The organism is Tenacibaculum sp. Cn5-46, assembly GCF_022347705.1.
Lineage (GTDB): Bacteria > Bacteroidota > Bacteroidia > Flavobacteriales > Flavobacteriaceae > Polaribacter > Polaribacter aiptasiae.
The window spans coordinates 409,841-422,089 of record NZ_JAKRGD010000002.1 but is presented as its reverse complement, the minus strand read 5'-3'; the positions used below and the strand labels follow the sequence as shown (position 1 = coordinate 422,089).

General features: G+C 30.5%; 9 protein-coding genes. 4 read left to right on the top strand and 5 right to left on the bottom strand.

Translation table 11 applies throughout. From position 1 onward, the window contains the following. The first annotated feature begins 60 nt into the window (after positions 1 to 60). The 3 genes from MHN29_RS05855 (at position 61) to MHN29_RS05845 (ending at position 4,563) form a co-directional block, all read left to right on the top strand. Positions 61 to 945, top strand: a complete 885-nt coding sequence (locus MHN29_RS05855) for a metallophosphoesterase (RefSeq protein ID WP_150898337.1) — start codon at positions 61 to 63, stop codon at positions 943 to 945. 75 nt (positions 946 to 1,020) lie between these two features. Beyond that, complete coding sequence (locus MHN29_RS05850) at positions 1,021 to 2,223, top strand: porin (protein WP_235274287.1); 1,203 nt, start codon at positions 1,021 to 1,023, stop codon at positions 2,221 to 2,223. Between the two features lie 75 nt (positions 2,224 to 2,298). Next, on the top strand, positions 2,299 to 4,563 hold the full coding sequence (locus MHN29_RS05845) for an inorganic phosphate transporter (protein ID WP_235274288.1): 2,265 nt from the start codon (positions 2,299 to 2,301) through the stop codon (positions 4,561 to 4,563). Between the two features lie 63 nt (positions 4,564 to 4,626). Here the strand turns inward: MHN29_RS05845 and MHN29_RS05840 are convergent, their stop codons facing one another. From MHN29_RS05840 to leuS, 5 genes are all read right to left on the bottom strand, one after another. Continuing rightward, on the bottom strand, positions 4,627 to 5,496 hold the full coding sequence (locus MHN29_RS05840) for an acyl-CoA thioesterase II (RefSeq protein ID WP_235274289.1): 870 nt from the start codon (positions 5,494 to 5,496) through the stop codon (positions 4,627 to 4,629). 2 nt (positions 5,497 to 5,498) lie between these two features. Further along, positions 5,499 to 6,710 (bottom strand): GNAT family N-acetyltransferase, encoded by a 1,212-nt coding sequence (locus MHN29_RS05835; protein ID WP_235274290.1) that lies wholly within the window; start codon positions 6,708 to 6,710, stop codon positions 5,499 to 5,501. Between the two features lie 51 nt (positions 6,711 to 6,761). Next, on the bottom strand, positions 6,762 to 7,718 hold the full coding sequence (locus MHN29_RS05830; protein WP_235274291.1) for a hypothetical protein: 957 nt from the start codon (positions 7,716 to 7,718) through the stop codon (positions 6,762 to 6,764). 65 nt (positions 7,719 to 7,783) lie between these two features. Beyond that, complete coding sequence (locus MHN29_RS05825) at positions 7,784 to 8,227, bottom strand: hypothetical protein (protein ID WP_235274292.1); 444 nt, start codon at positions 8,225 to 8,227, stop codon at positions 7,784 to 7,786. A gap of 94 nt (positions 8,228 to 8,321) precedes the next feature. Continuing rightward, the gene (leuS, locus tag MHN29_RS05820) at positions 8,322 to 11,135 is read right to left on the bottom strand and encodes a leucine--tRNA ligase (protein WP_235274293.1); all 2,814 of its coding nucleotides are present in this window, start codon (positions 11,133 to 11,135) and stop codon (positions 8,322 to 8,324) included. A 185-nt stretch (positions 11,136 to 11,320) separates the two neighbouring features. Between leuS and MHN29_RS05815 the strand changes: the two genes are divergently transcribed. Continuing rightward, positions 11,321 to 12,226 (top strand): DMT family transporter, encoded by a 906-nt coding sequence (locus MHN29_RS05815; protein ID WP_235274294.1) that lies wholly within the window; start codon positions 11,321 to 11,323, stop codon positions 12,224 to 12,226. The last annotated feature ends 23 nt before the right edge of the window (positions 12,227 to 12,249 follow it).

Sequence of the window (12,249 nt, the reverse complement as noted above, 5' to 3'; positions counted from 1 at the left end):
AATATTCTATAAAACATTTACTTTAGCATATTCATATTCTATAATATTTATAAGTAAGTAATGTCTTCTAATAGCAGAATAACTAGAGCTTTTAAAAATGCCAAGAAATTAGAATTAACTGAACAATCAAAATATGTATTATTTTCAGATTGTCATAGAGGTGATAATAGTTTTGCAGACGACTTTTCCCACAATAGAAAAATATTTCATTATGCATTGTCACAATATTTACAAAAAGACTTTACATATATAGAGCTAGGTGATGGAGATGAGCTTTGGGAAAATAAATTTGCTAACATTTTTAATGCTAATAAAGATGTGTACTTACTTTTAAGAGAGTTTCATAAAAAAAATCATTTGCATTTTATTTGGGGGAATCACGATATGGATTATAGAAATCCAAAAAAAGTTGCTAAGAATTTAGACTATTACTACGATACTGTTGATGGAAAAAATAAAGAACTTCTAAAAAACGCTTCTTTTTCTGAAGCAATAAGGCTAGAACAAGAAGATGGAAAATCTATTTTCTTATTACATGGGCATCAAGCCGATTGGTTTAATTATAACTTTTGGAAACTGAGTAGGTTCTTAGTTAAAATACTCTGGCGTCCATTACAATTAATAGGAATAGATGATCCGACAAGTCCTGCAAAAAACTTCAAAGAACTTATAAAAGTTGAAAGTCGTTTAGAAGAGTGGATTCAAAAGAATAACAATCAAATGATTGTAACTGGTCATACGCATCGTCCTAGATTTCCTTCTCCAAATGAATTACCTCATTTTAACGATGGAAGTTGTGTACACCCAAGATGTATTACTGGACTTGAAATAGAAAATCAGCAAATTACTCTTATTAAATGGCATGTAGTTACCAATGAAGATGGTACTATGCAAATTTCAAGGACTATTTTGGAAGGTCCTGAAAACTTGTCTCATTATATTTAAAATTTTAATATATCCTATATTTATATTAGTATTGCCAGCTTTTTACGACCAATGGAGTCGAATTATATAAAATTAATGAAATTAGAGAAACTATTTATCATCTTTGGTATGCTTATGACATTAAGTATGCACTCTCAAAAATCAAATGCTCCAAAATTTGGAAATGGTTTATTTAACCTAATTGGAAAAGACAGTACTTGGTCTATGAATGCTTCAGCAAGAATGCAATTTTTAACCACTGCTAAATGGGATTCAAACTCTGATGGTCTTTCTAATAATTCATCTGCATTTAAAATAAGAAGAGCTCGTTTAAATTTAAAAGGATTTGCATTTTCTCCAAAGTTAAAGTACAAATTAGAATTAGGCTTTTCTAATTCAGATATTGGTGGAGCTTCAGAATTTACAAACAACGCTCCAAGATATATTTTAGATGCTGTTGTTAAATGGAACTTTTATCAAAATTTCGAATTATGGGTTGGTCAAGCAAAATTACCAGGAAATAGGGAACGTATAATTTCCTCTGGAAATATGCAATTTGTTGATCGTTCTTTGTTAAATGCTGTATTTAATATTGACCGTGATTTAGGATTTCAATTAAGACACCAATTTCATATTTCTGAAAACTTTATTATTAAAGAGACCTTTGCTTTTTCACAAGGAGAAGGACGTAATGTTACAACTGGTAACATTGGTGGTTATCAATATACAGCTCATTTAGAACTATTTCCTTTTGGAAAATTCACTAAAAATGGTCATTTCATAGGTGGTAGTCTTTTTAGAGAAAATAAACCTAAACTTGCTATAGGTATGAGCTATGATTTTAATGACAACGCTGTAAAAAATAGAAGTAATTTAGGAGCATATATGAAAAATGATACTGGCTTTTACGAAACAGATATTACGACCTACTTTTTAGATGCAATATTTAAGTATAAAAACTTCTCTTTTATGGGGGAATTTGCTCATAGAAATGCCAAAGATCCTATTGCAAAAAACTCAGATGGCTCTTTAACTGGTGATATTGTACAGATTGGAAACTCCTTAAATTTACAAACCGGTTATCTATTTCCTAAAAACTGGGAATTATCTGGTCGTTATACCAATGTTTCTTTCGGTAAAGAAATAACGAGTAAAAACACTCAAAATCAATACACTATCGGGCTTTCAAAATATATTTCAGGCCATAAATTAAAGGTACAAACTGATGTAAGTTACTTAGATATAACAACTAGTACAAATCAGCTAATGTACCGATTACAAATAGATGTTCATTTTTAAAAAAAAATAACGTAAACCTAACACAAACACTGCTCAGTGTTTGTAGATTTGCAAATCTTAATCAAAAACAAAAAAATGGGAGATCCATATATTTTAATGCTTATCGCTTTAGCTGCTTTAGCTATTGTCGATTTAGTTGTTGGAGTAAGTAACGATGCTGTTAATTTCTTAAATTCTGCTATTGGTTCTAAAGCCATTAAGGTTAGAAATATAATGATAATAGCTAGTATCGGTGTGTTCATGGGAGCTGTTACCTCAAGTGGAATGATGGAAGTTGCACGTAAAGGTATTTTCAACCCAAATATGTTCATGTTTCAAGATATCATGTTCATATTTATGGCTGTTATGATTACTGATATTTTATTACTAGATATCTTCAACTCCCTAGGAATGCCTACTTCGACTACCGTATCTATTGTATTTGAATTATTAGGAGCTGCAGTATGTATTTCTTTAATCAAAATTTCTACAAACGATGCTCAATCTATAACTGATATTTGGAATTACATTAACCATAAAAAAGCAGTAGAAATTATAAACGGAATACTACTCTCCGTTGTGGTAGCCTTTTCTGTAGGTGCCATTGTACAGTTTATTTCTCGTTTAATTTACTCTTTCAATTTTGAGAAAAAACCTAGTTATGTTAACGCCATTTTTGGAGGTTTTGCTATTACTGCTATTACTTATTTTATAATTATAAAAGGGTTGAAAGGAACTCCGTTTTACAAAGACGTAAAACACTTAATTGAAGGAAATACTTTAGAAATAATTATTGGAAGTTTTGTTGTTTGGAGTTTAATATCTCAAGCTTTAATTAGTGTATTTAAGCTTAATGTTTTAAAACTTATTATTGGAGTTGGAACATTTTCATTAGCTATGGCTTTTTCTGGAAATGACTTGGTAAACTTTGTTGGAGTGCCAGTTGCAGCATGGAACTCATATCAAGCATTAAATGACCCATTAATTAATACTGCTAATTTAGGTCCTGAAGCTTTCAAAATGGGAATCTTAGCAAAAAAAGTACCTTCTAATGTATGGCTATTATTATTTGCAGGAGCTATTATGGTAGTTACTTTATGGACTTCAAGTAAAGCGAAAAAAGTAATTGAAACAGGTATTAACTTATCACGTCAAGGAGATGGACATGAAAAATTCCAACCAAATCCTTTATCTAGAATAGTTGTTAGAATTGCAATGGGATTAAATACAGTTATAACTTCTGTTGTACCTAAAAAAACATTAGCTTTTGTTGATTCTAAATTTCAGAAACCTGTTATAGAATTGCCTAAAGACAAAACATACGAAATGCCTGCTTTTGATTTAGTAAGAGCATCTGTAAACTTAATCGTAGCTGGTATTTTAATTTCTATAGCTACTTCTATGAAGTTACCTTTATCTACTACTTATGTAACTTTTATGGTTGCCATGGGTACTTCTTTAGCTGATAGAGCTTGGGGACGTGAAAGTGCTGTATATAGAGTTGCTGGTGTAATTAACGTTGTTGGAGGTTGGTTCTTAACCGCTTTAACTGCCTTTGTTGCCGCAGCTTTAGTTGCTTACTTAATTAGCTGGGATATGGTAATGATTCCTGTTTTATTATTAGTCGTTGCACTATTAATAGGAAGAAATACTTTAATTCACAGAAAGAAATCTAAAGAAGAAAAAAAGCAAATGCATATTGAAAGAGCTGAATTAATTACCATTAATGGAGTAATTGAAGAAAGCGCTGATCATATTGCTGAAGTTGCAACACGTGTTAATAAATTATATACAAATGTAGTTAACGATTTAGCTAATCACGATTTAAATAAATTACGTAAAACTGATAAACACGTAGGAAAATTAAACGATGAAATTGATGGCTTAAAAGATGGAGTATTCTACTTTATTAAATCGTTAGATGATTCTTCTGTACAAGCAAGTAGATTTTACATTTTAGTTTTAGGGTATTTACAAGACGTTGCTCAGTCTATTAGTTATATTTCTAGAGCAAGTTTTAAACACGTTAATAACAATCACAAAAACTTAAAGAAAGGACAATTAAAAGACCTTAAACATATAGACAATATACTATCTAAATTATTAGAAGAAATTAGCTCTACTTTTGAAAAAAGAAGCTTTGATAATTTAGAGCAAATTATTAACGAAAAGAAAGAGTTATTGGTAGATGTTGCTGCTTCTATTGAAAAGCAAGTTGCACGTATTAGAACTGATGAAACAAGTCCTAAAAACACTACATTATACTTTAGTATTTTGATAGAAACTCAAGATTTAGTTTCTGGTTTAATGAGCTTATTAGAAACTTACGAAGAGTTTCATATAAGTACTAAAAACATCTAGTTGATACTTTATAAAACAAAAAAATCCCGAGCAAATTTACTCGGGATTTTTTTATACTTCTTTTTATTTCGCCTTCATTGGTCTCATTAGGCCTTCTTGAGCCACTGAAGCAATTAACTCACCTTTTCTGGTGTATATATTGCCACAAGCAAAACCACGAGCTCCAAAGCTATTAGGACTCTCTATAGAAAACAGCATCCAATCGTCAAAAGTAAAATCTCTGTAAAACCACATGGAATGGTCTAAGCTTGCCATTTGTGTATTTCCAAAATTAGCTACACTTGCATTTGGGTTTAAACAAGCTGTTAAAATATTATAATCGGATATATAAGTTAATATTTGTTGTTTTAAAGCCAAAGATAAATCTACTTGATCTCCTTTCAACTTAAACCAAACATCTACAACCGGAGGTAAATCTTGCATATCGAGAGGATTGGCAATTTGTACAGGTTTAAAATCTATGGGTCTTTCTATACTTAAAAATGCTTTTAGCTTTTTAGGTAAGAAATCTCCAAACTGATCTAACATATCTGTCCAGCTATATAATTCTTCTGGTTGTTTTATATCTTTTTTTATTGGCATTTGATGTTCATATCCTTCTTCTTTTTTATGGAAGGAACAAGCCAATATAAAAATCGTTTTATCTTCTTGATGTGCTGTTACCCTACGAGTTGAAAAACTTCCTCCATCTCGTATTACTTGAACATTATAGGTAATAGGCTTTTCTAAATTACCTGCTTCTAAAAAATATGAATGTAACGAATGTAATACACGTTCTTCTGAAACGGTTCTATAAGCAGCGTTTAATGACTGTGCCAATACTTGTCCTCCAAATACATTTGGACTTCCAATATCTTTGCTTATTCCATTAAAATTATTGTCTCCAATATCTTTTAAAGTAAGTATATCTAATAACTCTTGTGTGTTTTTCATTTTTACAAATTAACTTGCTCTCTTAATTCTTTCTTTTTGAATGGATACTTTTGTTTAAACTCTGATGGTTGAATTCTTTTTAAAAACAAACTCAAAATACGATTTGGTATCGTATTCTTATGTCGTAAATAGATTGTTAAATCTTGAGGCTTAGCCCCAACAGAACTTTTTATTTCACTAGCTGTTCTTCCAAAATTAATTGTCTTTACTTTTTTATCTATCCCCAAACTTATATAATCATACAACATTCTTTGATATACAGCATATTCTTTATTATAACCATAATCAATCCCAACAAAATGCGCATCCAATGATTTCTTATTAAAAATCCCTGATAAGAAACCTACCAGTTTATCTTCTAACCAATAGGCTTTTAAAAAATAGTTATCTCCTAAATTTTCTTTTAAAGTTCTATAGGTTTCTATATTAAAATCTCCTAAATTGAAACTTGACTTTGTAGATACTGTTTTATACAACACTTTCATTTCTGGCTTCAAGTCTTTTAATCTGTCTTCTGTGACATCTTCAACTTTTAAAAGACTACTCAACTTTAATGCTCTTTTTGCTTTTACTCTAAATTTTGTTTTTAAAGCAGCTAAATAATCTTCAATAGAACTCCAATCCTCATCTAATTCTAGAACCATGTTCGGATCTACTTTAAACGAATTATATCCTTCTTCATGCAACTCATGCGTTATATAAAGTGATTCTTTTTCAAAATCTTTTAGCATAAAAGCATCAGCTGTATTCTTAGCACTAACATTTGAATAATTTACTACTGCTTTAGCAATTTGCTTAAGTACTTCTTTTTTATTTTGATTATTCTTAATGAAAACTCCATGCTCTCCACTTACAAATGTATTACCACAAGTAAGTACTTTAAATGGTTTTTCCGGAGAAATAATTCTGAGCTTTCTCCCCATACACTTTACCCATTCTACAATAGATTGCATGTCGTTTTGAACACTATCTAAATAAAAGTCGACTATTTGAATATTAGCTAAAGCAATTGCTTTGTTATTAGTATCAAACAATATAATGTATGCAAAATGTATTGTTTTATTGTTTTGCTCTAATGCCTCTAAGTATTTAGGGGTAAAATAGATATTATCCGTACAACCTAATTCTTCCCATACTTCATTAGGTACTTCTTTAATTGAAGAAAAGTATTTAGTATTCGAATTTTGATTTTTACTACAAGATAAAATATTCACGTATGCCCCTTTAATTTTAGTGTAAAATACTAAAACTTTATTTAATAAATTCTATTGCACATTCATATTCCAAACTGGCACATTGAAAATCTTACTTATTTTAACTGTATCACTTAAAAGATACTGCTTATCTCCATGGTTTAATAAATTGAATCGTTTACCATCATTAGTTACCAAGTTTGCTTCGTAACAAAAATATCCTCCTGATGATTTTCCTGGTATAAACTTTTCAAGTACTTGAAGTGCATAAGCATGTTGGAAAGGAATAATTTCGCCTCCAATAACCATTTTTCTTTTTCGAGTATGGAAATAAGCCTTTGCACCTGTACTGATTAATAGAAAAACACCTACTAATAAAAATACTCCTCCTGTTGTAAAAAATATTTTACCTGCTTGCATAAAACTCATTGCTTCTTTTGAAAATTCAAAAAACTCAACAAAAGACCATAAAGTAAAGTTTCCTCCAACTAAAAAGAATCCCCAAGCCACAAACTTCATGTACGAACTTGAACTAATTTTATAACCTTTATTCGTTTTCTTTAAGTGTTCGCTTAAGAAATTACTACCAGAACCTTCTGTAGCTTCCCATGATATTTGTTGCCCTATTGCATCTTGGGTAAAATCGCCAAAATTGAAAATTATTTCTTTGTTATTGGGCGAACTCTTTTTTCTTCTAACTAAAAAACTTGAGATAAACATTCCACCAAACATGAAGACAAAAACAACTAGCATTCCGCCAAGCTTATAATATAAGTATCGTTGTTTACCATAGGTTAACGTTTTAATACGAACTGTGGTTTCTAAACGACTTATTGTATTTAAATCTCTTCTAGTTGGGGTTTCTAACTGCCTTAAAGAGTCTAATTGTACAACTTCTTGATGTAATTCTGTTTGCTGTTTATTATATGCTTGATACTTTTTTTGTATTTCAGGCATTACGACAAAAAACACAATTCCTATTGGGATTAATACAAAAAGCCAAGAGCTATTGAAAGTAAACTTTTTCATAATTATTTATTAAGAATAAAAAGCCATTACTAAGAGTAATGACTTTAATTAAATTTGATTGTTTTTTATTTACAAAATGGAACTGTATATGTTCCTTCTACTGTATTATCTCCCGTAGAATCTGCTTTAATTTTAACTGTAACTTCTGTTGAAGTTAACTTTTCTACAGTAACTGTACTATTTAATTTATTTAAAGGTGTTTCTCCTTTTTTATTAAATACAACATTCGCTTTAGTTGTACTACCTACTTTATTTTCTACATCTGTTGAAACATACAAAGTATAGTCTAAAATAGAAGAATTACAATCTGCTGTAACATTGGTTATGTTAATACTTAAGTTATTTCCACTAACAAATGCTTTTCCTCCTTGAGCTACAAATGAAATACCATGTACTTTTCCTTTTAAAGGAGTATTTGCAATTCCTCCTAAATTATCAGAATCACTATCTGAACATCCTACAAAAACAACAGCTAATACAATAGCAGCAAGTTTAATTACGTTTTTCATTTTAATTTTTTGAATATTTCCGTGAAAGTACTTAAAAAATAAAAAACCACAAACAAAAAATGCTTGTGGTTTTCTTATTGTTATAAAGGTTTTATTAACCTACTATATTGATTATTTTACCTGGTACTACAATTACTTTTTTAGGTATTCTTCCTTGTAATTGTGCTTGTGTTTTTTCATGTGCCATTACCGTTTTTTCTATTTCATCTTTACTCATATCTAATGGTAATTCTAATGTAAAACGCATTTTACCATTAAATGAAATTGGGTAATTCTTAGCACTCTCTACTAAATGAGAAGCTTCAAATTTTGGAAATGCTACTGTAGAAATAGATTCTGTATGTCCTAACTTATTCCATAACTCTTCTGAAATATGCGGAGCGTATGGAGAAACTAATACTAATAACGGTTCTAAAATAGCACGTTTATTACATTTTTGCGCTGTTAATTCATTTACCGCAATCATAAAAGTAGAAACAGAAGTATTGAAAGAGAAGTTCTCTATATCTTCCTCTACCTTCTTAATTGTTTTATGTAATGTTTTTAATTCATCCTTTGTTGGTTCAGTATCAGAAACATTAATTCCGTTCTCTCCCACGTATAATTTCCATAATTTCTTTAAGAAAGAATACACTCCTGAAATTCCAGATGTTTTCCAAGGTTTAGTTTGTTCTAATGGTCCTAAGAACATTTCAAATAAACGTAATGCATCTGCACCATATTCTTCACAAATATCATCAGGATTTACAACATTAAACCAACGCTTTGACATTTTTTCTACCTCACGACCTACAATATACTTTCCTTCTTCTAAAACAAACTCTGCATTTTCAAATTGAGGTTGCCATTTTTTAAGGGCTTCAATATTTAATTCATCAGAAGTATTAATCAACTTAACATCTACTCTTATTTCATCTGTTTCATATTCTCCTTTAAGATTTTTAGAAACATATTTATCTGTTCCAGTAATTCTGTAGACAATAGCTGATGTTCCTAAAATCATTCCTTGGTTGATTAATTTTTTTGCAAACTCATCAACTGGTAACAATCCTCTATCGAATAAGAATTTTTGCCAAAAACGTGCATATAATAAGTGTCCTGTTGCATGCTCAGATCCACCAATGTATAAATCTACTTCTTTCCAATAATCAACCGCTTCTTTACTTACAAACTCTCCTTCGTTTGTTGAATCCATGTAACGGTTAAAATACCATGAACTTCCAGCCCATCCTGGCATTGTATTTAGTTCTAATGGGAAAATAGTTTCATTATCTATTAAATCATTGCTAACTACCTCAGCAGTTTCTGCATTCCAAGCCCAAACCTCAGCATTTCCTAATGGTGGTTTTCCATCTTCTGTTGGTAAATATTTTTCTACCTCAGGCAATACTATTGGTAAATGTTTTGCTTCAATCATTTGAGGCATTCCACTCTTATAATAAACTGGGAATGGTTCTCCCCAATAACGCTGACGGCTAAATACCGCATCACGTAAACGATAGTTTATTTTTCCGTAACCAAAACCGCGTTTTTCTAATTCATAGATTATGGTTTTCATTCCTTTCTTATAATTTAAACCATCTAAGAAATCGGAATTTGCTAATTTAATTCCATCTTTAGCATCATTGGCTTTTTCTGAAATATCTACATCTGCAAAAATATTTGGTATCTCTAACCCAAAGTATTTAGCAAAATCATAATCACGTTGATCTCCACAAGGAACCGCCATAACTGCACCTGTACCGTAACTTGCTAATACATAATCACCAATCCAAATTGGCACTTGTTTTCCTGTAAATGGATGTAAAGCATAGGCTCCTGTAAATACTCCCGAAATAGTTTTTACATCTGCCATACGATCTCTTTCCGAACGCTTTGATGTTGCTTCGACATAAGCTTCAACAGCTTCACGTTGTTCGTCTGTAGTTATTTTAGCTACTAATTCATGCTCTGGAGCTAATGTCATAAAACTTACTCCAAAAATTGTATCAGGACGTGTTGTAAACACATCTATTTTAGCATCATAATTTTCCACATCAAAAGAAACCATGGCTCCTTGGCTTCTTCCTATCCAATTTGTTTGAGAATCTTTTAATGGTTGTGGCCAATCTATATTTTGTAAACCATCTAATAAACGTTGTGCATAAGCAGAAATACGCATAGACCATTGGGTCATTTTTTTACGTACTACTGGATGTCCTCCTCTTTCTGAAACTCCGTTTACTATTTCATCATTTGCAAGTACTGTTCCTAAAGCTGGACACCAGTTTACTTCTGTATCTGATAAAAATGTTAAACGATATTGTAATAATATTTCTTGTTGTTTTTCTACTGAAAAATCTTTCCATTCTTCTGCTGAAAAAACAGTAATATCTTCATCTGAAACTGCATTGATGTTTGCATTTCCTTCTGTTTCAAATTTTGAAACTAAAGTTGAAACATCTTCTGCTTTGTCTGTATCTTTATTATACCAAGAGTTGAACAACTGGATAAAAATCCATTGTGTCCACTTGTAATATTCTGGATTAGAAGTACGAACCTCACGTGACCAATCGAAAGAAAAACCAATATTGTCTAACTGACGACGGTACGTTTTAATATTCGTTTCAGTTGTTATTGCTGGATGCTGTCCTGTTTGAATAGCATATTGTTCTGCAGGTAATCCAAAAGAATCATATCCTTGTGGGTGCAGTACATTAAATCCTTTATGACGCTTATAACGTGCATATATATCACTAGCAATATATCCTAATGGATGTCCTACATGCAGTCCTGCTCCTGATGGGTAAGGAAACATGTCTAAAACATAATATTTAGGTTTATCTGACGTATTACTGGCTTTAAATGTTTGGTTATCTGCCCAAAACTGTTGCCACCTCTTTTCTATTTCTTGGTGATTATATTGCATTGTCTCTCTTTTAAGAAGCTGCAAATTTACGGTTATTGTTTGGAAGTTTAAAGTAAAAAAATGGCTTAAACTATTATTATCATGTTATATAAAATGAACAAAAACTTCACACTTGTTAATCTTTGTTGGGAAATAGTTTATTTTAAAAAAATGAATGTTCTTTGCAATAGATTAAATTCATTATTTTGAAAAACAATATTTTAAAAGCTCATCTTGCTTTACTCAGTGCCAATGTTATTTATGGCGCTAATTATTTAATTGCTAAAGGAGTAATGCCTAATAAAATAGGACCTTCTGCTTTTGTTTTTTTAAGAATTTTAGGTGCTGGAATTCTTTTTTGGATTATTAAATCGTTTATAAAAGAAAAAATTGAGAAAAAAGATTTTCCTAAGCTAATACTTTGTGGATTGCTAGGAGTTGCCGCAAATCAATTATTGTTTTTTCACGGTTTAAATTTAACATCTCCTATTGATGCTTCCATAATTATTACAGCGGTTCCAATTGTTGCTGTGGTTTTTAGCGCTATTCTTTTAAAAGAAAAAATAACTCTTTTTAAACTTTTAGGAATTACCATAGGTGGTATTGGTGCAGTATTATTAATTTGGTATGGAAATCAGTCGAAAGGAACTAGTTCTTTACTTGGTAATCTTTTTATTTTTATCAATGCTATTTCTTATGGCTTGTATTTGGTACTTGTTAAACCTTTGATGCAGAAATACAACTCTATTACCATTATTAGTTGGGTATTCTTATTTGGATTTATGTTTATGTTTCCATTTGGAGCAACTGATATTGTTACTGTTGATTTTTCTGCATTTACTACTCAAACATACTTAGCAATTTCTTTTGTTATTATTGGAACTACCTTTTTAGCTTACTTATTTAACATTTATGCTTTAAACTATGTTTCTCCTTCAGTTAATGGTAGCTATATATATTTACAGCCTGCCGTTAGTTTTATTATGGTTAGTATTTATGCTTATGTATTAGGTTACACACAATATGCCCAAGATATTAACCCTGTTAAAATAATAAGCTGTTTTCTTGTAGTAATAGGTGTTTACTTAATTAGTAAAACTCCTAAAAAATAAAACACAAAAAAGCCTCATAATTT

What these genes read in the sequence shown, in the direction of transcription:
- MHN29_RS05825 (WP_235274292.1), bottom strand. Translation starts at nt 8,227, where the DNA reads ATGAAAAACGTAATTAAACTTGCTGCTATTGTATTAGCTGTTGTTTTT.
- MHN29_RS05830 (WP_235274291.1), bottom strand. Translation starts at nt 7,718, where the DNA reads ATGAAAAAGTTTACTTTCAATAGCTCTTGGCTTTTTGTATTAATCCCA.
- MHN29_RS05855 (WP_150898337.1), top strand. Translation starts at nt 61, where the DNA reads ATGTCTTCTAATAGCAGAATAACTAGAGCTTTTAAAAATGCCAAGAAA.
- MHN29_RS05845 (WP_235274288.1), top strand. Translation starts at nt 2,299, where the DNA reads ATGGGAGATCCATATATTTTAATGCTTATCGCTTTAGCTGCTTTAGCT.
- MHN29_RS05850 (WP_235274287.1), top strand. Translation starts at nt 1,021, where the DNA reads ATGAAATTAGAGAAACTATTTATCATCTTTGGTATGCTTATGACATTA.
- leuS (WP_235274293.1), bottom strand. Translation starts at nt 11,135, where the DNA reads ATGCAATATAATCACCAAGAAATAGAAAAGAGGTGGCAACAGTTTTGG.
- MHN29_RS05840 (WP_235274289.1), bottom strand. Translation starts at nt 5,496, where the DNA reads ATGAAAAACACACAAGAGTTATTAGATATACTTACTTTAAAAGATATT.